The organism is Cupriavidus sp. 2SB, from assembly GCF_005503625.1.
GTDB lineage: Bacteria > Pseudomonadota > Gammaproteobacteria > Burkholderiales > Burkholderiaceae > Cupriavidus.
Genome location: NZ_SCMX01000027.1, coordinates 33,845 through 55,469, shown reverse-complemented (window position 1 = coordinate 55,469; position 21,625 = coordinate 33,845). Strand labels below are relative to the sequence as shown.

Annotated in this window: 16 protein-coding genes; 9 read left to right on the top strand and 7 right to left on the bottom strand. The window is 62.6% G+C overall.

The features are described 5' to 3' along the window. Positions 1 to 189 precede the first annotated feature (189 nt). From FFS21_RS14930 to FFS21_RS14910, 5 genes are all read right to left on the bottom strand, one after another. A complete protein-coding gene (locus FFS21_RS14930) occupies positions 190 to 1,458 on the bottom strand; it encodes an MFS transporter (RefSeq protein ID WP_249359411.1) in 1,269 nt (422 codons plus the stop codon). 251 nt (positions 1,459 to 1,709) lie between these two features. After that, complete coding sequence (locus FFS21_RS14925) at positions 1,710 to 2,984, bottom strand: type VI immunity family protein (protein ID WP_137925564.1); 1,275 nt, start codon at positions 2,982 to 2,984, stop codon at positions 1,710 to 1,712. A 24-nt stretch (positions 2,985 to 3,008) separates the two neighbouring features. Further along, positions 3,009 to 4,289, bottom strand: a complete 1,281-nt coding sequence (locus FFS21_RS14920) for a VRR-NUC domain-containing protein (RefSeq protein ID WP_137925563.1) — start codon at positions 4,287 to 4,289, stop codon at positions 3,009 to 3,011. Positions 4,290 to 4,296: 7 nt separating this feature from the next. Then, on the bottom strand, positions 4,297 to 6,978 hold the full coding sequence (locus FFS21_RS14915; protein WP_137925562.1) for a type VI secretion system Vgr family protein: 2,682 nt from the start codon (positions 6,976 to 6,978) through the stop codon (positions 4,297 to 4,299). Positions 6,979 to 7,208: 230 nt separating this feature from the next. Continuing rightward, positions 7,209 to 8,531, bottom strand: coding sequence for an NAD(P)/FAD-dependent oxidoreductase (locus FFS21_RS14910; protein ID WP_137925561.1), 1,323 nt, complete (start codon positions 8,529 to 8,531; stop codon positions 7,209 to 7,211). A 109-nt stretch (positions 8,532 to 8,640) separates the two neighbouring features. On the opposite strand from FFS21_RS14910, the gene FFS21_RS14905 reads away from it, so the two are divergent. Next, positions 8,641 to 9,735, top strand: coding sequence for a lysozyme inhibitor LprI family protein (locus tag FFS21_RS14905; protein ID WP_137925560.1), 1,095 nt, complete (start codon positions 8,641 to 8,643; stop codon positions 9,733 to 9,735). Between the two features lie 16 nt (positions 9,736 to 9,751). On the opposite strand, the gene argH is transcribed toward FFS21_RS14905, so the two are convergent. After that, a complete protein-coding gene (gene argH / locus FFS21_RS14900) occupies positions 9,752 to 11,254 on the bottom strand; it encodes an argininosuccinate lyase (protein WP_137925559.1) in 1,503 nt (500 codons plus the stop codon). Between the two features lie 157 nt (positions 11,255 to 11,411). Here argH and FFS21_RS14895 point away from each other — a divergent pair, with 157 nt between their 5' ends. The 5 genes from FFS21_RS14895 (at position 11,412) to FFS21_RS14875 (ending at position 16,512) form a co-directional block, all read left to right on the top strand. Then, the gene (locus tag FFS21_RS14895) at positions 11,412 to 12,308 is read left to right on the top strand and encodes a LysR substrate-binding domain-containing protein (RefSeq protein WP_137925558.1); all 897 of its coding nucleotides are present in this window, start codon (positions 11,412 to 11,414) and stop codon (positions 12,306 to 12,308) included. Positions 12,309 to 12,476: 168 nt separating this feature from the next. After that, complete coding sequence (locus FFS21_RS14890) at positions 12,477 to 13,619, top strand: NAD(P)/FAD-dependent oxidoreductase (protein WP_137925557.1); 1,143 nt, start codon at positions 12,477 to 12,479, stop codon at positions 13,617 to 13,619. After that, positions 13,603 to 13,911: a (2Fe-2S)-binding protein gene (locus FFS21_RS14885; RefSeq protein WP_137925556.1), complete on the top strand. Its 309-nt coding sequence runs from the start codon at positions 13,603 to 13,605 to the stop codon at positions 13,909 to 13,911. The genes FFS21_RS14890 and FFS21_RS14885 overlap by 17 nt, the downstream gene beginning before the upstream one ends. Continuing rightward, a complete protein-coding gene (locus tag FFS21_RS14880) occupies positions 13,908 to 15,401 on the top strand; it encodes an FAD-dependent oxidoreductase (protein ID WP_502705176.1) in 1,494 nt (497 codons plus the stop codon). The genes FFS21_RS14885 and FFS21_RS14880 overlap by 4 nt, the downstream gene beginning before the upstream one ends. Before the next feature lie 145 nt (positions 15,402 to 15,546). Further along, the gene (locus FFS21_RS14875; RefSeq protein ID WP_249359405.1) at positions 15,547 to 16,512 is read left to right on the top strand and encodes a Bug family tripartite tricarboxylate transporter substrate binding protein; all 966 of its coding nucleotides are present in this window, start codon (positions 15,547 to 15,549) and stop codon (positions 16,510 to 16,512) included. Between the two features lie 101 nt (positions 16,513 to 16,613). On the opposite strand, the gene FFS21_RS14870 is transcribed toward FFS21_RS14875, so the two are convergent. Next, the gene (locus FFS21_RS14870; protein WP_137925555.1) at positions 16,614 to 17,069 is read right to left on the bottom strand and encodes a universal stress protein; all 456 of its coding nucleotides are present in this window, start codon (positions 17,067 to 17,069) and stop codon (positions 16,614 to 16,616) included. A 180-nt stretch (positions 17,070 to 17,249) separates the two neighbouring features. Here FFS21_RS14870 and FFS21_RS14865 point away from each other — a divergent pair, with 180 nt between their 5' ends. From FFS21_RS14865 to FFS21_RS14855, 3 genes are all read left to right on the top strand, one after another. Next, positions 17,250 to 18,899: a L,D-transpeptidase family protein gene (locus FFS21_RS14865; RefSeq protein ID WP_502705175.1), complete on the top strand. Its 1,650-nt coding sequence runs from the start codon at positions 17,250 to 17,252 to the stop codon at positions 18,897 to 18,899. Positions 18,900 to 18,925: 26 nt separating this feature from the next. Then, the gene (mepK, locus tag FFS21_RS14860) at positions 18,926 to 19,492 is read left to right on the top strand and encodes a peptidoglycan L,D-endopeptidase MepK (protein ID WP_137925553.1); all 567 of its coding nucleotides are present in this window, start codon (positions 18,926 to 18,928) and stop codon (positions 19,490 to 19,492) included. A 145-nt stretch (positions 19,493 to 19,637) separates the two neighbouring features. Continuing rightward, the gene (locus FFS21_RS14855; protein WP_137925552.1) at positions 19,638 to 21,611 is read left to right on the top strand and encodes a phosphatase PAP2 family protein; all 1,974 of its coding nucleotides are present in this window, start codon (positions 19,638 to 19,640) and stop codon (positions 21,609 to 21,611) included. The last annotated feature ends 14 nt before the right edge of the window (positions 21,612 to 21,625 follow it).

Genomic DNA, 21,625 nt, shown 5'->3' with positions numbered 1-21,625 from the left:
TGCCATGGAACATTCGCCGTCCGTCACGAACAGCCAAGGAAAACCAATCTCCTTGTAAATCAACCCACTAAATAAAAAACCTCCAGCAGTACTGGAGGTTTTTTACATGACATCGACCTCGTGCATCGCGCCGGCTTTGATGCACCGCCAAAGCGCGCGGCCCGACGCTGGTGCAGGGTTGCGCACCAACTAGCGCAAGCCGAGCTGCCTGATCAAGAGCAAGGTTGCAACGCTGATGGCTGCGGCGGCGCTCAGGTAGAAGCTTGGGGCGAGCGGGTTGCCGGTCACGCTGATCAGCCCGGTCACAATGAATGGCGCGAAACCACCGAACAGCGTGGCCGCGATGTTATAGCCGAGGGACATCCCCGTGGTACGGGTCGCCGTGGGGAACAACTCGGTCAGCAGCGCCGGCAGTACGCCGAAATACGCGCTGATGATGGCGCCGATGCAGAGCTGCACGCCGATCATCATGCCGAACGTCGGATATGCCGCCAGCAGCGCATAGGCCGGATACGCCAGCACCAGGAACAACAGCGCCGCGCCGAGCATGATGCCGGTGCGTCCCACGCGATCCGACCAATGGCCGAAGATGGGTGCCCCGATCAGTTGCATTACGCCCGTGGCGATGGTCGCGGCAAATGCCGCCGAGGGCGGGATGCCAAGCTGCTTCACAGCATAGGTCGGCATATAGAGAATCAGGTACGACGCCACCGTGCCGACCACCACCGCGCCTATCGCCAGCAGCAGACGCTCCGGTTGGTTGGAGAAGGTATCGGACAACGGACGCTGCGAGGTTTCCGTGGCCAGGAACTCAGGCGTTTCGTCGATGTTCCGTCGGATATAGAACGCCACCGGACCAATCAGCAGGCCAAAGAAAAACGGAATCCGCCAACCCCAATCGAGCATCTGCTCGGCTGTGAGTGCCGAAGTCAGGAACGCGCCAAAGCATGCGGCCAGCACCGTGGTCAATCCCTGGCTGGACGCCTGCCAGCTTGAGAAGAAGCCGCGTCGCGACGCGCCATGCTCGGCCAGAAAGGCCGTGGCACTACCAAACTCGCCGCCTGCAGAGAAGCCCTGGATCATGCGCGCGATCACGATGCCCACCGGCGCCAGCACACCAATCGAGGCATACGTCGGCATCACCGCGATCATCAGCGTGCCCACCATCATCAGCAGGATCGACAACGTGAGGGCTGCCTTGCGCCCCGCCTTGTCGGCATACACACCAAGCACGACAGCACCGAGCGGACGCATGAAGAACGACACACCGAACGTGCCAAGCGTCATCAACAAGGAAACGGTGTCGCTTTCCGCCGGAAAAAACAGCGTGGCAATGGTGACAGCAAAGAAACCGTAGACCACCAGATCGAACCATTCCAGCGCATTGCCGATGGAAGCCGCGGCAATCACACGCCATGAATGGGATGTCACGCGGGCAGGCGCAGGTTCAGGGGCGATGGCCGGAGATGTGGCGTGGTGCAAGGGGACTCCTTCGGTGCTGGGTATGGGCAATGCGTAGGAAGAGGCGAACCGCCCCTGCCACGAAAGGTCCCGATGGTATTCAATCCGCCTGCCAAAAAACAGTGAGATTCTGCGGCGTCATGCGCAGTTTTTGCGCTGCTTCAAAGGAATCCCGGGGAATCCGGCCCGGACGCTGGCGGGATTGCTGAGAAACGTCAAACCTCGCCACTTGTATCCTGCTCGTTGTCCTAGTTCTGCTGGGTCATACCCAACCAGTACCAGATCACCTGATTGCCCCCCGCGCTGGCTGCCGGTCCCGGCATGACCTCTCCGACCTCTACAAACTCCCTCCTGGCCGACAGGGCACGGGCCAACCACCATCCCGTGCGCGGACACGGTTGACCGGCATGAACCGGCAGCACCCTCTCCTGATTTGCCGAGTCAGTATCAGATTCCTCTGACGGCGTTGGCACCGCGGCGAGAACCGCCGGCACTTGTGACGCGTCGCTACCAGACTGCAACCAGGGCGGCGGCCAGATGCCCGGCGCATCGAAACGACGCATCCAGAGATTGCTGGTCTCATGTGTAAAGCGCGTTTCTCCCCCGATTGAACCAAACGCGAAGCCACCGACCTCCGGCGCGCGCACCGGTTCGAGTGCGCCATTGACCTTGACATACAACTCTGGATACGGATTGCGCTGGACCCACCCGAGTTCCGGCCAGTCACCCGCGCGGATGCCCAGGCCGTGCCGATTGGGCAGAAAGACAATGCGCGGATCGTCCAGTTGAGAGCGGAGTTGTTCCACGCCACCCAGTTGATCGACCCACTTCTTGTCGAGGAAGGTGTACCAGTTGATCGTCTTGAAGCCCGCCTTCAGAAACTCTTCGGCCAGCAGGAACGACATACGCGGAGCCGCATCCAGACCGAGAAAATCACGGGCGATGCCAAACTCCAAATGCTGATAGTTGTACTGTTCGTTGCTGCCTTGTACTCCCAGCCCGGCATAGCCATGCAAGGGCTGCACGGCATCGCAGATCTCGGTCAGGAAGCGCTCGAATGTCGACTTGCCACCGCCCTTGAGCCGTTCAATCGGCAGGAAGAAGCAGATGCTCGACATGGTTCGATGCACTTTTTGATACCAGTCCGCATCCGAATAAACCGAAATGAGTTCACTATCGGCATAAGAATCACCGGGTCCTGACATCCACTTCAACATCATGGCGGCATCCATTTGCTGCGTCACGATGTCCAGATAGTCGGCCGCTTCGCGTTGCCCCTCGTAGTCATACGAGGTATTACTGTTGCTATCGTGGACGATGCCCCAGCGCAGGTTATCCCCGTACAACTGGCAGTACCGCTCGATGACGTGTCGCATGCCGTACCGCTTGTCGGCGAGCGACTGCCCCATCTCGATAAAGAACACCCCCACCAGCCCCGCCTGGAGCACGTTTTTCTCGGGTTCATGGTGATCCCCGATGGTGAACTCCCAGCTTGCATCGTCGAATTGTTCGAAAAAATCCATGATATTCAGCTCCTCGTTTTCCGTTTAGTCCGGCCAGTACAGGTACTGCACCTGTACTTCACGTTCCGTCTCCCGCGCCGATCGGTTGCGCTGTACCTGCGCCGCCAGCTTTTCCGTGGCAGCGGCTGCGGCGCTGCCGGCCGCTATGGGCCGCAACACACGTGGGAATGGAATGATCCTGGCGGCCTGACCAGCCGCGTTGCGCGCCGCACCCAGGGCAAGGCCGATCTGCGCGTCGGCCGCCAGCAATCCCGTCGCGCCCACAGCAAACGTCATGGCCCCGGCGACCATAAATGGCGCAGCAAGCGTCATCTCCATCTGTTTTCTGAACTGTCGCTCGCGCCGGTCCAACTCATATGACGGAATGGGATAGATGGGTTTTATGACCGGTGTATCGGCTGGCATGGGCGCTGGCGTCAGAATGCGCCGAACTTCCTCGTGCTCCCGGTCAATTGCGTCGATCAGCAATTGGTATTCCGGGATAAATGCCAGGCTATTGCGCCGCTGCTCGACCTGTTCCATGACTCTGGACAGCGGCTTGTAGACGGGCTCGCGCTGGCTGGTTCGAATCCAGTCACGCGCCTTACGCCGCCGCATTGAGCAGACGCGGGGATCGAGCAGTCGCAGGGTGGTGGCATGCTTTGGGCCTGCAATTTGCCGGTAGGCCCTCAATTGGCCTTCCCTGAATCGATCGCCTGGAAACTTGATCTCGATGACGAACTCGAGATTGTCCTGTCGATACTTTTCAGCGCCTGTCCTATTGACGTCCTTGACCCGCAGCACATCCGGAATGCGCAGAAGCGGTTGAGACATGCCATTGACCCTCACCATCTTCCCCTCTCGGATTCTCGGGTCCAGCGTCCGCTCCAGTTCGTCCTTCGATACCAGTGCCTCTTCAGTCCGAAACTCGGTCGGCACGTCGATACCGTTCAAGGGCAGATAGCCGCGCCGGATTTCCGAATAGCGCGATAGCGGAAACATCGATGGTCTCCAGCTTTCGGTCTTGCTCATGATCGCCCTCGGTGGCGATTGGGTCATGTCGAAGCCGACCTCGCCGTGATACGGGAAGCGGAAATCGAAATTCCTGGCATCCTTGCGCACCCATCGCGTGACGGACCGTTGATACATCGCCACGCCGTTCTTGTTGCGTAACGGGTGTTGCTGCGCATAGCTGCACTTCTCGCACAGATACCAAAGGTCAATTGGGTCAGTGACCGGCAGGATTTCTCCCTGCGCTTTCGGTTTCGTCGTCGTATTGATGCCGGGAAGGGCAGGCTCTCCGGTTTTCTTCGGTTGTTTCGCCATAGGAGGTTCAGATAGTCTTTCTGGGTTTCACAAAATCCAGCGGATGGGCAGTGCCCTGATCCCAATAGCAACCCTCGACGATCTCCAGCAGATCCGGATTGGGTAACGGCTCTGCACGCACGGGCTGCGGATCATCGGTACGGACGACGCTCGTTTTTCCCGCGGCGTCCGATCTGCCAGTCAATGTGGCGCCATCCGGCGTGGTGATCTGATACGGGTAGTTCGCCAGCGGTTTGCCGGTATCCGCATCACGCAGCACGACGTACTCTTGATGCTTGCCTGTCACTGGCAAGGTCGGCAGTTCGCCGGCCGCTTTTTTGGGCCCCTCCCAATCCCTATCCGCCGCAAAGACAATCCACTGACCCGTGGTGATGTTCTGGATGCCTTCCTGGGTAATGCAGATCTCGGTGCCCTGGACATGCAGGCGAATGCCCTTGCGCGCCATCACCTCCACCCAGTCGTCTGTGGACGTGATTTGAATCACCTTTCTTGCGATCAACTCGATGGCGTCATCCTGTGCCTGGATCTGAACCTTGCCTCGCCGGGCGAACCATTTCATTCCGCCTCGGTGCACCATTACGCGCACGGTGTCCGCAACACTGGCGAACAGGCTCTTGCCGGTACTGACCGACAGGTGCTTACCCGTCGTAAGTTGCGTGTGGTCAGCGCTATGAATATGGGTAGATGTGCCAGCGGTGCAAACGACCCCTGCCGGGCTGGCTGCAACGACATGCGGAACGCTGAAATCCTGAAGCTCGCCGCCGCCTTCGATCTCGGCAATTTGCTGCTTGAGCGTCCTTGCGATGTCCTGCTGCTCGCCGGCTTGTGCCTGCGCGGCGTCAGCGCTCTCTGCGAGTGTCGTTGTCACATCCAGTGCCTGCTGCATCTGATGAACGATATCCCGCACGTTCATCATCTCGCCCTCTGCTTGGGCGCGCGAGAAAGTTGTCAGCAACAGGCCAAGCGCCGCCCGCACTGCGGCATGACCGTCGGTGCGGGCTTCCAGCCCTTCGCCGCGCTTTTCCTGCCTTCCGCTCTGATCAGAGACACGGCGGATATGCCCCAGATTGATTTGCGACAGCAGGTGGTCCGAGGAGAGTTGCGTCTGAATGCGCTGCTGCGTGTCGTCGAATAGCAGATGACCAGCGCGGCTACCGCCGACTTCCTTCGAGCGCATGCCGGATAGCACCGCCTCGTTGGGCAGCTCCCACGGCGGCATATTGAGTGCGTTGTAGGCGCGACCCACCACCACGGGACGATCCGGATCGTCGCTATAGAAGGCAACCATGACCTCCTGACCGATGCGCGGCACTTCCACGGCGCCGAAACCATTCCCGGCATTCGAGTAGTTGACCCGCATCCAGGGCGACGAATCGGCATCGAACGTTCCCACACGGTCCCACGGGAATTGCACCTTGATCCGTCCGTACTGGTCGGTCCAATGTTCCGCCGCCGACTCGGGTCCGACCACGGTAGCTGGCACCGGCCCTCTTGCGCGCGGCTTTTCAAGGGTGCGTTGAGGCCGGAACACCTCGGACGTGCGCTGCACCTCGAACTCGACATGACACAGCCACGAATCGGCAGCACCGGATTCTTCGCCCGTTTCACGTAATTCGGTGCGGCTTCGGGTCACAAGGTATTCGCCGTTATGACTGTCCATCGGATGACCCGCCAGCAGGAACGTCGTACCGGTGGTGACGCCTCGCAGATTGCCGCAGGCATTGGCTCGCTGCCCAAGACAGCGCTGCGCCTGCATGCGCATCCGGGCGCGCATCCCACCATCTTCATCGCCAGCGTTCAGATAATCGCCGGGCCATTCATAGCGCGGATAGCTGGCGCGCGACGTGTCACGCGGGGCGCCATCGCGCGTGGTCAGATCGGCCTTGGGACGCGTAAAGTCATAGTCGCTCGTTACCCACTCGCCGGATCGCAGCGTCTCCGTCAGCGCGAATCGGTTCAGATGTTCTTCATCGATACGCACACCCGGTGGGTACATGCGTAGCGTGTGGTAGGCAGCGCTGTCATTCCGCCGAAAAGCGCCCATGCCATCGACCAGTACCAGCCGGTGACGGTCGAGACCGTGCTCCCAATAGTGCGTGATTCCCCATTCCTGCATCAGCCGGACCACAAAGTCGTAGTCGGTCTCGCCGTATTGGCACTGATAGTCGCGAACGGGATAGATCTCGGAGAGACGGTACTCCACCGGAAAGATGTAGTCCGACAGCACTGCTTCGATAATCTGCGGTGCGGTACTGCCGTGAAAACGCCGATAGTGACTGGCGCGTTTGGCTATCACCAGCCACGGCTCGATACGAAACTGATAGGTGATGTGACGCTCGTCACTGTGGACGCGTCGTGCTTGCGTGACGACGCCACTCAAGTGGCGCGTTCCCGCGCCTATCCCGCCTGACAGCCCGGTTCCAATCCCGTCCAGCTCAATAGCGACGCCCAGTTCCGTACCAACGAGCGCCTGCAAATTCAAGCTGCTGGCAGCCGCTAGCGCCAATGGATTGTCCGGGGAACGCGCGGAGATGTCGTAGGCGTACTCCGCCCCGAGTGCTTCTTCACCCTCCAGGTGAACAAAGGTTAGACAAGGATCATCGATGGGAAGCTGCGGCAATGCCCGGCTTACGAGGCTTACCGTGCGGCGACGCGCCGCAAAAAAGGAGTACTGGTCGCGCGATACCATGAAAGACACGTCTCGGGTTGAACACAACCGCGAGACCAGCAAAGCTGTTTCATGGCTCGCGAGGCAGCAAGAAAGCTACCCGGCAAGCGACGTGTTTTCTATCACACAAATCCTAAAAAAGACGCGATCTGCGTGATCAAAAGATTGCGAGCCAACCGGCGAAATCCAACCGTTGCCCCGACGCCATCCGCTGATTTCCGAGTCGATGTCAGACGGATCGCAGACAGGTATCAGACCTCTCCGCCTGCCCCCGCCAGTTCGCGCCGCAACCGCATGGCCGCGCCGATCCCCCGAATGGGCTCGGGCGGAATCCAGTTGGGATGGCTGCCGGCCGCGATGTCATCGATGGCTGCGCTCGGCATGCCAGCCATGAACTCGGCCATGTAATGCCCGAGGTAAGTGCCCTTGGCCACGCCCACCCCGTTGCATCCCACCACGCTAAACAGGTTGTCCGATTCCCGGCGGAACACCGAATGGTGGTTCAGCGTCATGCTGATCAACCCGCCCCATGTATACGCAAATGGCTTGCGCGCCAGCATCGGAAAACGCGCTTCGAACGATTGGCGATGATGCGCGGCGGCGGCACGCAGGTCGGCATCGCTCGCATGCAGCGACGGACGGTAGTGGAACGTATTCCGCACGAAGATGCGGCGATCCGGTGTGTAACGCACCGTGGTACCCGCCGGATGCGCGGAAGTGCTGCCCCACGGCTGGACATCGGAAAAATGCGCGGCGTGCTCGGCATCGCTCAAGGGCTCGGTCAGGCTGGCATAGGTAAACAGCGTAGCCAGCCGGTTGCGCACGCGGCCAAATGCCTCGCTGAAGCTGCCCACTGTGAGGACGAGCTTGTCCGCGCGCAACGTGCCATCGGCAAACGCCAGCACATGTGGCGCACCATACTGGCAGGCCGTCACCGGACTTCCCGTGAACACGCTGACGTTCTCAGGCAACGCCGCCGCCAATCCCCGCACCAGCGACGCCGGATTCACAAGCACATTGCCCGGCGTATAGATCGCCGCCTTGTAGTAGTCAGTGCCAAGGCGCTGCGAGAGCGCCGCACCTTCCAGGAATTCATACGCGAATCCCGCGGCCTTCAGCCCGCCCGCAAATGTTTCGAGCGCGCTGATATGCGCGGATTCATGCGCCGACATGTACTTGCCGGCCTTCTGCCAGGCGCAGTCGATACCAAAGCGATCCTTGAGCCCACGCAGCCGGTCAATCGCGAACATGTTCAGCGCATGCAACTTGCGGCTCGACGCGGCATCCGCCTCGCCCCCATCCACGTTGTGCGGAATATCGATGATGAACCCGGCATTGCGCCCCGACGCGCCCTGCCCCACACCCAGCGCCTCCACCAACGCGATACGCGCCTGCGGATGCAACTCGGCCAGCCGACGCGCCAGCGCGACACCGGTAAATCCGGCGCCAATCACGGCGAAATCAAACCGATGCTGACCTGTCAGGCGCTGGCCGATGGAAGTGTGACTGGAAGGGGAAGTCTCGAACCAGCCAAGCTGGCCGTCGATGGCGGGGCGTTTGCGAATGGAATGCATGGACGGGATTTTAGCGCGGCGGCGTTTTTGTTTGATCTGATGGGACCGCCTTGCACGGACGATAGACCTATGATTTCAGCCGGTGCCACAACCTGCCTTCGAAATCGTCATGCGTCGTCGCTTCAAAATACTGCTTCTATCGTGTGCGTGTTGCGCGCTCTCGATCCTCTCACTGGGCGCGCACGCAGCCTGGATCGATTGCAACAAGCAGCCGTCGGAATCTGCAAAGGCAGCCTGCATCGCCGCAGATTTTCCCAAGCTTGAGCGCGAGATGGCCGAAGCTCGTAAAGCGGCATCGGAAAGCGTATTCGGCCCGGCCCTCGATCCATCCTCCGAGTGGCAATGGATGGAGAAGCGGAGCCACTGTGGGCAGGACGTCGCGTGTCTGGAGGCGCTCTACCAGGCGCGGATCGCCGAATTGCAGAGCTTTCAGTTCGCCGTGAAGACCGATCGTGCGGGTAACCGGATGGAGCCCTTGATCGACAACAGCTCAGGTGTACCCGATGCACCATTGCTGGAGGGCTGTACACCAGACCAGCAACTCTGCGTTCGCGTTTCGCCCAAGGCAGATCTCGACGAAGCATGGCAATGGGTCGAGATCCAATATGCGGGGACGAATCCCGCCACGTATCGGTTCAAGTTCCCCACCGCTTCAACGAGCAAAGGCGCAGTGTCGGCCTTGCCATGGGCTACCGTCCTTCGCACAGACAGCAAGGACAACAGCATCGTGGTGGGCTTGCGCGCCATCACGTCGGACATTTACGTGACGTGGGACAAGAGGGATCGCACCTGGCAAACGCATCTCTTCCGGATCACACGGCGCGGCACAACGTTCCAGTCCCGGGAAATCCTGACGCTTCCCAGCGCGGTCATACGAAGATTTCCCGACTGCAAATCGGATAGTGCCGAGGACCGGCGCAAGAAAGCCTGCCCGGACCATTACTTTTTTTCGACACTGACACTGGATCGCAATGTGGAATCCGGCTTTCCGCAACTGGTCTACGACACGGAAGCATCGAAGGATTCCGGCAGCCCCTTGCCAACAGAGAGTGCTACAGCGAAGGCAACCAATCAACGCGAAGGCGCCGACGCCAACGTCATCGACCCCGTCTGCAGCTTCACACGCACCTTCCGGCTAGACGATCGCGGAGTTTATGCGCCGGATTCGCCAATGCCCGATTGCAGCCGGTACATCGGACCCTAATCGCCTCCCACCGGATTTACTTGCCACCAAGCGCCCCCATTGCCTCCTGCATCGCCTCCCGTGCTGCAGCAACTTGATTCACCACGACTTCGATAGCGCACCGATCCCGCGCCAGTTCATCGCGTTGTACCGCCACCTGCTCGCGCACCCGCATCGGAGCAGGTCCACCCTCCGACAAGCGCGCCGCCACCCCCTGCTCCGGATCGAGGCAGCGCGTTACCGCTTCAGCATCCACGCCCACGGCACGGCCAGTCACTTCCAGCGCAGCGCGGTCCACCATGTCGCTGTCGATTTCGCAGGCGGGGATGTGTCGATCGAGTGCTTCGCGCACGACTGCGCCCACTACATGATGGGCTTCGCGGAACGACATGCCGGCGTCACGCACGAGCATGTCGGCGAGATCGGTGGCGGATGAGAAATCGCGCCGCGCCTTTGTCAGCATGTTCACGCGCTGCGGTTCGGCATGCTCCAGCACCAGTTTCAACAAGCTGGCGCAGCGCCTGCCTTCTTCCACAGCGTCCCAGAATCCGCGCATGCTTTCGCGGTTGCCGTCGCCGGAATGCGTGAAATGGGTGCCTTTCAGCGCGCCGAGTGCGCCGGTCAGCAGGCCCAGCATGTGGCCTCCCTTGCCTTTCAGGTATTCGAGAACAACCGGGTTTTTCTTCTGCGGCATGATGCTCGATGTTCCCGCCACGCTGTCGGGGAAATCGATCAGGCCGAATTCCGGCGTGGCCCAGACATAGAGGTCTTGCGCGACGCGGCCCCAGGTGACTGCGGCAATCGTGATCGCGGAGAGAATCTCCCAGGCAAAGTCGCGCGAGGCCACGGCGTCGAGCGCGTTCGGGGCGGGACGCGAGAACCCTAGCCAGCGGGCCGTGGCATGGCGATCGATCGGAAACGCCGTACCGGCCAGTGCGCCGGCGCCGAGCGGGCAGGCATCGAGCAATTCCAGCGCCCGGTGCAGGCGGGCGATGTCACGACCGAGCGCTTCGCCAATACCGCAGAGGTAATAGCCATAGGTGATCGGCTGCGCCGCCTGCAAATGCGTGTAGCCGGGCATCACGGTATCGGCATGGGCGGCGGCCTTGTCCAATATCGTTTCGCGTGTGTCGAGCATCGTCGACAAGAGTTCGAGCACGGCGTCACGGGCACGCAGTCGATCGAGCGTCGCGAGGATATCGTTGCGGCTGCGGGCTACGTGCAGGCGTCCGCCTGCATCGGCACCTGCTACTTCCATCAGTCGAGCCTCGTAGTTGAAGTAGGCGTCCTCGCGTTGCGGATCGAGTGCCACGGCCTCCGGACCTTCCTCCGTCATACGGTGCAATGCGCAGGCGAGTGTCGCCGCCACGTCCGACGGGATCAGCCCGGCGCCGCTCAGCATCAGCAAATGCGCCGCGTTGATATCCGTGAGATAGCGGAAGCCCGGTGCGAAGTCGCGGTCAAGGCGCGGCTGGTAGATGAATTGGCACACCTCGGGGGCGGTGGGCTGGGTCAGGCGGCGGCTGACTTTCGATTCCATGGGGCGATTTCCTGTTCGTCTTGTGCGATGGAAACCAGTATCGGAATCGGCAGCCCATACCGTCAAATCACAATATCGCGGGTGACCATACGGATTTGATATACCATCGGCCCATCATTGCCGAACGATTGCCGAACGCCCCCACCCCACAAACGGTATGAAATTCAAGGAAATCGACGCCTTTCGCGCAGTCATGCGCTCGGGCTCCATGACCGCCGCCGCGAGCGAGCTCTATACGTCGCAGCCCAATGTCAGCCGTCTGATTGCGCAGCTCGAATACACCACCGGCCTGACGTTGTTCACGCGAAGCGCGGGTCGCCTGACCCCTACCGAGGAAGGACTCGCGTTCCTGCGCGAAGTGGATCGCGCCTTCGTCGGCCTCGATGCGCTCAAGGATGCGGCGCGCAACATTCGGCAGTTCGGCAAGGGAAGGCTGCGGATTGCCACGGTGCCTTCGCTGGCGATGACGGTGCTGCCCACCGTGTTGCAGCACTTCCACGCCGATCATCCCGATGTCTACGTGGCGATGGAAACCGGCAGCACGCAACTGGTGGCCGACTGGGTGGGGAGCCGCTATTGCGACCTCGGCCTGGTGTCCTACCTGCCACCTGCGGCCGTGACCGAAGCCCAGCCCATTGCCGATGTGGCGGGCTGCTGCGTGATGCCGCACGGGCATCGGCTCGCCAGTCTCGACGTGATCACCCCGGCCGATCTGGCCGGGGAATCCTTTATCTCGATGACCCATGGCGACGGCCTGCGTGCGTCCATCGACGCCGCCTTTGCCGATGACGACCGGCGCATCATGCACTTCGAGACGCCTTATGGCGCCACCATCTGCCGGATGGTCGCGCTAGGCATGGGGGTGGGCATCGTCAATCCGCTGGTGGCGCGGATGCATGGCAACGACCTCGTCATTCGCCCCTTTGCGCCCCGCATTCCGTTTGTCAGCTACCTGTTGCTGGCGCGCAACCGGCCTGCCAACGTGCTGGTGGAGCGATTCAACGCGCGGATGATCGAAGTCCTCGCCACGGAAACCGGCGCGCTGCCGGGCTGAAACCTGTGTTGATCCTCCCCCCATACGGTTTTCGTATGGACGCCTGACAGACTCGTATTTGCGCAAGTCGGGGCGGCTCCGCATACTCGTCCGAACGATTCAGACGAGTCTCCCCATGACGCATAACAGGGCCGAAGGCCCGCTCCCCCCTCACCGGAGGCCCGACTGATGGCCGGCGCCTCCACTTCCGCCCTGCCGGTCTTCGACGTTGCCGTAGTTGGCGGTGGCCTGGTCGGCTCGGCCATCGCCTACGGACTGCGCGACCGCGTCGGCTCCATCGCCGTGCTCGACGAGGGCGACGTTGCGCTGCGTGCCTCGCGCGGCAATTTCGGGTTGGTCTGGCTGCAGAGCAAGGGCTTCGGCATGGGTGCGTACAGCCGCTGGACGCTTGGTTCCACGCGTCTCTGGCCTGGACTCGCAGACCGTTTGCAGAAGGAAACCGGCATCGATGTGGCGCTCGAACAGAAAGGCGGCCTGACGCCCCTGATGGGCGACTACGAAGTGGAAGCGCGCCTGGCCTGGGTCCAAAAACTCATGGCCCAGCCCGGCGTGGAGCCGTACGAGTGGAAGCTGCTCGACCATCATCAAGCCGCATCGCTCGTGCCCGGACTCGGCCCAGACGTGACCGGCGCCATCTGGACGCCGCACGACGGCATCGTCAATCCGCTCAAGCTGCTTCGCGCCTTTCATACGGCGTTTAGCCGGGGCGATGTCCAGTACCTGCCTTTCCACGGCGTGACCGCCATATCGCAGTCGTCATCGGGCGAGTTCTCGCTGAGCACCCCGAATGGCACGGTGCGCGCCCGCAAGATCGTGCTGGCCTCGGGTCTGCGCAATGGCGAACTGGGTGCGATGGTCGGCATCGACCTGCCCATGGCGCCGCAGCGCGGTCAGATCCTCGTGCTCGAACGTACGCGCCGTCTGCTCGATACACCACTGGTGACCCTGCGCCAGAACGACGAAGGTAGCTGGCTGGTTGGCGATTCGCAGGAGGATGCGGGCTACGCCGACCAGATCACCACGCTGCCGATCCTGGCTACGCTGGCCGACCGTGCCGTGCGTACGTTGCCCGCCCTGCGTGATGTCCGCGCGGTGCGAGCGTGGTCGGCGCTGCGCGTACGCGCACAGGATGGCTTTCCGGTCTACGAGCAGTCCACCAGCCATCCCGGCGCGTTCATCGTCACCTGCCATAGCGGCGTGACGCTGGCCGCCGCCCATGCAGAGACCCTCGCCCCGATGATCGCCGCTGGCGCGCTGCCGCGGGAGCTGGACATTTTTTCGACCCGGAGATTCCATGTTCAGAAGACTTGACGCCACCGCCGCGCAGACCGCCGGCCGCACGGTGCGCGTCACCGTGGATGGCGCCACGCTGGAATGCCGCGAGACCGATACCGTCGCCGCCGCACTGTTCGCCGCCAACGTTGCGGCCTGCCGCGACACCGCCGTATCGGGCGCTGCGCGCGGACCCTTCTGCATGATGGGCGTCTGCTACGACTGCCTCGTCAGCATCGATGGCCGTCCCAACCAGCAAGCCTGCATGACCCGCGTGCGCGATGGCATGCGCGTGGAACGCCAACTCGGCGCACGCGAGGTGGCCGTATGACCATGACGAACCTGCCTCCGCTCGAAACATCTGACATGCTCGAACGCGACCTGCTCGTGGTCGGTGCCGGACCCGCCGGTCTCGCTGCGGCCACGCGTGCCGCCGAACTGGGACTGAGCACGATCCTGCTCGATGAACAACCCGCACCGGGTGGCCAGATCTATCGCGCCATCAGCACGACGCCAGTGCAGGAGCGCAACATTCTCGGTGCCGATTACTGGCACGGGCTCGACTTGCTAACGCCATTCCAGCGTAGCGGCGCGCAATATCTTGCTTCGGCCACGGTGTGGTCGATCAATCCTCGCGAGCCGCAAGCCGATGGTCTGGGCTTCGAAGTGGCTTACTCGGTGACCGGTGCCAGTGCCGATCCACAAGCCGGTCTGCTCCACTGCCGCCACATCATTCTGGCAACTGGCGCGCAGGAGCGCCCCTTCCCGATTCCGGGATGGACGCTGCCCGGCGTGATTACCGCAGGTGCCGCGCAGATCCTGCTGAAGACATCCGGCGTGGTGCCCGAAGGCCGCACGGTGCTGGCCGGTGGCGGCCCGCTGCTCTACCTGCTGGCGTATCAGTACCTCAATGCCGGCGTGAAGATCGAGACCATCCTCGAAACCACGCCGTCCGGCCAGTGGATGCAGGCGCTGCCGCACGCGTGGGGTTTCCTGCGCTCGGCCTATCTCGGCAAAGGGCTGAAGATGCTGCGCGCGGTGCGCAAGGCCGTGCCGATCATCAGCGGCGTCAGTGCGCTGGAAGCCGTGGCCGGTGCCAACGGACAGGTCGCCGAACTGCGGTACACGGCAGACGGCCAGCCTCGCACGATCGCAGTCGATCAGTTGCTGCTGCATCAGGGCGTGGTGCCCAACACGAATCTGTCGCGCGCCATTGGCGCGGAACATGCGTGGAACGAGCGGCAGGACTGCTGGGAGCCTGCCGTCGATGCATGGGGCGCCACATCGGTGCCGCACCTGACCATCGCCGGCGATGGTGCGGGCATTGCGGGTGCGATGGCTGCAGAGCATCGCGGTCGACTCGCCGCCATCCAGGCCGCCGCATCGCTGGGCCGCCTGGACAGCGCAGCACGCGACCGCGAGGCCGCGCCGCATCGGCTCGCCCTCGCCCGCGCTACGCGTGGCCGCGAATTCTTCGAAGTGTTGTATCGCCCGCAGCCGCAATTTCGGCGACCGGTGGGCAACACCATCGTCTGCCGCTGCGAAGAGGCGACCGCCGAGCAAGTGCGAGAAGCCGCTCGCATGGGTTGCCAGGGGCCGAACCAGCTCAAGGCATTCCTGCGCTGCGGCATGGGCCCCTGCCAGGGCCGGTTCTGCGGACTGACGGTGACCGAACTAATCGCCGATGAGCAACAGCGCCATCCGCGCGACGTTGGTTACTACCGCCTGCGTTTCCCGACCAAGCCGGTGACGCTTGGCGAGATCGCAACGTTGCCGCAAACGCAGGCATCGCGCGAAGCCGTAGTACGTTTCAAAAAATAAAGGACGGAGACTGAAGCGAGACCCGGACGGTGACAGCCAGGCACAAGACCTGACGCAGCGCCCGGGCATCTCACCCACCATCCAGCACAGCGACACCCCCGAGAGGACTCTCCCACTTATCTGCAATCTGCATCGAGGATCAACCATGTCGTTTTACAAGATCGTTCCCGCTGTTGCACTGGCGTTGTTTGCCACGCAGGCCCTGTCGCAGGAACTGCCCCCTGCCCCCATCCGCATGCTGGTCGGCTTTGCGCCGGGCGGCGGTAACGATGCCATCGCACGCACCGTCGCCACGCAGTTCCAGATCAACACCAAGACGACGATGGTGGTGGAGAACAAGCCCGGCGGCGGCAGCACTATCGCCACGGCCGAAATGGCGCGCGCCAAGCCCGATGGTTCGGTGCTGCTGCTGGGCTCGGTAGGCGGACAAGCCATCGCGCCATCCGTCTACAGCAAGCTGCCCTACGACCCGGTCAAGGGGGTGCAGCCCGTGTCGCTCGTGGCGAAATCCGCCAACGCGCTGGTCGTCAACGCCGCGCTGCCGGTCAAGAACGTGCAGGAGTTGCTGGCCTATGCCAAGGCCCATCCCGGCGAACTGAACGTGGCCTCGCCGGGTAACGGCACGATCTCGCACCTGTCCGCCGAACTGTTCAAGAGCATGGCTGGGGTCTTCATCACCCACATCCCGTATCGCGGTGACGCCCCGGCGATGCAGGACGTGATGGCCGGCCAGGCCCAGATGACCTTTGCGAGCCTGCCGTCCGCCAAAGCCGGTGTGGATAGCGGCAAGGTACGCATCCTGGCCGTGACCAGCGCCAAGCGCGTGGCGACGATGCCGAACGTGCCCACCGTGGCGGAATCCGGCGTACCGGGCTATGAAGTGGTGTCGTGGTACGGCGTGTTCACCACAGGGGGCACCCCCATGCCCACGGTCAACCGACTGGCGCAGGAGATTGCCGCCGTACTCGCGCAACCCAACATCCGCGAGACCATCACCAAGCAGGGCATGGAACCTAGCGCGCTGGGGCCGAACGAGTTCTCCCAGATGGTGAACAAGGATTCGCAGAAATGGGAAAAGGTGGTGAAGACCGTCGGCATCAAGCTCGACTGACCTGCCTGTGAGAAGGAATCTGTGAAGTCGAATTCGTGAAGCCGAATTTGTGAAGCGGTACTGCACGGGCGCCTTGGTGGCGCCCGCTTTTTTTTATCGATTCAATGCACCGTATCGCCGCGAATCAGCAGTACTGGCTTGGCCGACTTGGCCACCACGCCTTCGGACACGCTGCCCATGATCATGCGTCGCACACCGCGTCGACCGTGTGTGCCCATCACCACCAGTTCGGCAGGCCATTGCTCGGCATGGCTGACGATGGTGCCCGAGATGTCGCCCGGCGACACCGGCTTCTCGGCCAGTTCCGTCAAGGCACGCACCCCGGCGTTTTCGAAGCGGCGCGCGGCGCGGGCCAGGGCCTGTTGACCTACCTCAAGCATGCCGCGCAGCACCTCTTGCGGGTTGACGTAGGCCGGCTCGAAGAAAAATTCGCTGTCATCCACCACGAACAGGATCTTGACCTCCGCGCCCAGTTCCTTGGCCAGGCCCACAGCCTGGAAGATGGCCTGCTCGGACGACGGACCACCGTCTATGGCGATCAGAATGCGCTTGTACATGGAGCAATCCTCACTGTGATGTTGTCGTGTTGAAGACAGCATAGGCGCGCACAGCGCGCAGCGATTGACATGAATCAAGTCATCGCGCAATCGCAGAATCTTTATTTTCAGCAAGTGCAACATAACGGACGCAACCGCGTCATCGGCTAGGATATGCGACGGAGACACTCTTTCGACGCCATGCCAATGACTGTTGCCACGACCGCCACGCAATCCATTCCCGCTAACGCTACCCGCAAGACTCCCCGCTCAAGGGCGTCTTCCGTCGTGTCCCTGCGCCAGCTCGGCGCGGCATTGGTGCTCTGCGGCGCCGCGAGTGCCTGGGCCCAGCAGACGCCGCCGGCCCCGCTGTGGCTCGTCGATGGACACCCATCGCAGGCCGCACAGGCTGCCATCAAGACGCTGGCCGGTGCCAGTGCCGACGGCCTCGAACCGGCTGACTACGGCGCCGAGGCGCTGCAGCGCACGCTGACGCAGGCAATCAACGGCCCCGCGCCGTCGCCCGAGGCCATGCAGCGCTTCGATGCATCGCTGACCACGGCGATGACCCGCTACCTGTCCGATCTGCACGTGGGCCGGGTCGATCCGCGCAAGGTCCATGCAAATTTTGCAAAGACCGCGCCCGCGCCGTTCGACGCCGAAGCCTATCTGCGGCAGGCGATCGCCGCGAACCGGCTTGTCGAAGGTTTGCGAGAGGCGGCGCCATCGTTCCCACTCTACGGCACGTTGCGCGATGCGCTGGCGCGCTACCGCACATTGGCCAAGCTGCCTGACTGGGAAACCGCGCTACCGCCTCTGCCCGGCAGCAAGCTCAAGGCGGGCGATACCTACAAGGGGCTGCCGCAGTTGTCGCAACGGCTGGAAGCGCTCGGAGACTTGCCGAAGGACACGCCCGTGCCTGCACGCTACGAAGGCGCGATCGTCGATGCGGTAAAGGCTTTCCAGACGCGCCATGCGCTCGAAGCCGATGGTGTGATCGGCGCGGGCACGCTGGCACAACTCAACGTTTCTCCCGCGGCACGCGTGCAACAGATCGAACTGACGATGGAACGCGCGCGATGGACCCCGCTTGCCGAGGGTCCGCGCATGATCGTGGTCAATGTTCCTGAATTCATGCTGCGCGCTTATGAATATCAACCTGAGAGCGGCGGCAAGCTCGACATCAAGCTTGAGATGAAGGTGATCGTCGGCAAGGCGCTGGACACCCGCACGCCGCTGTTTGCCGAGGACATGCGCTACATCGAGTTCAGCCCGTACTGGAACGTGCCGTCGTCAATCGCCAAGAAGGAAATCATTCCGAAGCTGCAACGCGATCCGAGCTATCTGACTCGGCAAGGTTTCGAGTTTGTGACTGGCAGCACGGCCAGCACCACCGTGAGTCCGGCGAGTCTGGACGCCGTGCTCAATGGGCAGTCGCGCATCCGCCAGCGACCGGGGCCGCTCAATGCGCTGGGCGACATCAAGTTCGTTTTTCCGAACAACCAGGCCATCTATCTGCACCATACGCCGTCGCCGCAACTGTTCAAGCGAGACCGACGCGATTTCAGCCATGGCTGCATCCGCGTGGAGGCACCCGTCGAACTGGCGAAGTTCGCGATGCAGGGCATGCCCGAATGGACGGAGCCGCGCATCCGTGAGGCAATGACGGCTGGCAAATCGAAGACCGTGGCACTCCAGCATCCCATTCCCGTGGTGCTGGCGTATGGCACGGCCATCGCTCGCGCCGACGGACGGGTACACTTCGTCCCTGACATCTACGGTCAGGACAAACTGCTGGACCAGGCGCTGCGGCAACGCGCTGGGGCCAGACCTGCCGCACGGCCCTCCTGAATGCCGCACCCGTTGTAAAAGTTTCCATGTCCGAATCCAGCTTCAACCCGCGTCGCCGTTTTTTGCATTGCGCCAGCGCCATCGCGCTCGGCGCAGGGCTCTCCACCCTGGCGCCACGCAACGCGCTGGCAGCAATCGGGCCCGACGCCCGGTCGCTGTCGTTTGATCACACGCACACTGGCGAGCATCTCGCGCTCGTCTTCGCCCGCGGCGATGACGTCCTGCCGCAAGCGCAGCAGTCGCTGAATCATTTCCTGCGCGATCACTACTCCGGCACCGTCGGCCAGATCGATCCCACGCTGTTCGGCGTACTATTCGCCCTGCGCCAGGAACTGAAAACCGACACCCCGTTCCAGGTCATCTCGGGTTACCGCTGCCCCGCCACGAACGACCGCCTGCGTCGTACACGCGCGGGTGGCGTCGCAAAACGAAGCCTGCACATGGATGGCATGGCCATCGACATCCGTTTGCCCGGTGTAGCGCTCGCAGACCTGCGCGACGCCGCCGAATCGCTTCAGGCGGGCGGCGTGGGCTTCTACAAGTCGGATAATTTTGTGCACATCGATACGGGACGGGTACGGCGCTGGGGGTGAAATGGGCAATGGCTGGATGACAGTTCGATGAAACAAATGTCGAGCTAAACATCCAACCAAGTGCATCAAAGTACATATTTCCGCAACATTGTTTGATCAAACTGCGTCCTTTTCGACGGCCATTGCCGTCTTTTAAGGACCCAGCATGTCTTTCTCCACCCCCGGAATGCCCTCGGCCATCGCGGTCGCCTGTTTTGCCCTGCTGCTCGGCGCCTGTGGCGGCGATGACAACAACACTACGCAGAGCAGTGGCACGACGACCACGCCGCTGGCCGTGCCTGCCGCGCCGGCAGATCCGGCTTTCGTGGATAGCGCGCCCGTCAAAGCTTCGGTGACCCCGTTTGTGGACGACATCGCGTCGAACCAGCGCGGTGTAGCGAAGTACGCCACGCTGGAGACGAATTCCGGTGTGCGGCTGATGGAAGGATTCCTGAACGTGTGGGAGCCGCTGACGCGTATCGTCGATGCCGCGCAGACGGCGCCGGCTGACGGCGCGTTCCCGGCGGTGGTGGCTTCGTCATGGACGGGCTTGCCAGGCGATGGCACCCCGGGCGGCACGGTGGTCAACGCTGCCATCCACAACGCGAACGTCCAGTACGTGATCGACGCCACCACGGCACGCACGGCTGCGCAGGCCGAGGCTGCCTACTACGACGACCGCCGCGGCAAGAACTACAGCGTGACCGATGGCATGGGTCCGCTCACTGCTGCATGGCGCGCCGCCGCCCAGCAGACCACCACGATCACGAGCATCCCGGCTGACGCCACAACCATCAAGTACGACGATGGCGGCAACAACGTCGGTGTGGCCGGCTCTGCCAATGCCACGTTCGGCGATGTGATCACGATGGTCAACAAGGTTGGCGACAATGCCTCGACCGAGCCGAACAAGCGCTTCTACAAGTACGCACGTCCGTACCGCTGGAGCAGCAGCGTGGTGGTGGCGCCGACCCTGGTGCCGGCTATCAGCCCGACTCCCAACAACGACGGCGGCTTTGTCAGCGGCCATACCGCCGAAGCGCTGCGCAATGCCGTGGTCATGGCCTACCTGGTGCCGGAACGCTTCCAGGAAATGCTCACGCGCGGCATGGAACTCGGTGAGAACCGCATCCTCGCCGGCATGCATTCGCCGCTCGACGTTATCGGCGGCCGTATGCTCGGCATTGCTTCGGCTGCCGCCAACCTGTACATCCCGGCCAACGCCGCGCTGAAGGCCAGCGCTTATACGCAGGCCCACACGGCGCTGATGGCCGCTACGGGCACCACGCCGGCCACCTTCCGCACGTTCGCGCAGTCGGGCACGGCGGCCAATGACCGCTTCACCGACTACGCCACCAACAAGGCCAACTTCAATCGCCGCATGACGTTCGGCTTCCCGCAGATCGGCTCGGCCACGCTGGAGCCGGTCGTACCCAAGGGGGCGGAAGTCATGCTGGAAACCCGTTTCCCGTACCTGAGCGCCGATCAACGCCGCGTGGTGCTGAAGACCACTGAGATTGCTTCGGGTTATCCGGTCATGGACGATGCCGAAGGCTGGGGCCGCCTGAACCTGTTCGCTGCTGGCGATGGTTACGGCGCCTTCAACGGCAATGTCGTGGTGACGATGGATGCCACGCTCGGCGGCTTCCACGCGGCCGACCTCTGGCGCAACAACATCGGCGGCTCGGGCAAGTTCACGCTCAAGGGCACCGGCAACCTGAAGCTCGGCGGCACCAACACGTATTCCGGCGGCACGCAGGTGGCAGGCGGCGCGCTCGAAGCGGCTTCGGTGAATGCCTTCGGCACGGGCGATGTCTACCTCGCCGCCGGCTCCGTCATCATCAACGCCCCGGCCAGCGTGGCCATCGCCGGCAAGTACACCCAACTGGCAAACACCACGCTCGACCTGCGCGTGGGCCCCAACGGCCAGGGCCGCATGACCGTGGCTGGCCTGACGACGATTGCTGGCGGCACGCTGCGCGTGGCGTTCGTCAACGGGTATGCGCCGAAGGCCGGCGATACCGTCGCCATCATGACGGGCAGCAGCATCAAGGGCCAGTTCACCGCCGTGGCCGTCGACGGCTACAAGGTCACGCCGATCTACACCGCCAATGGTGTGCAGGTACGTATCGACGGTTGATCAGGCCGTCAGCG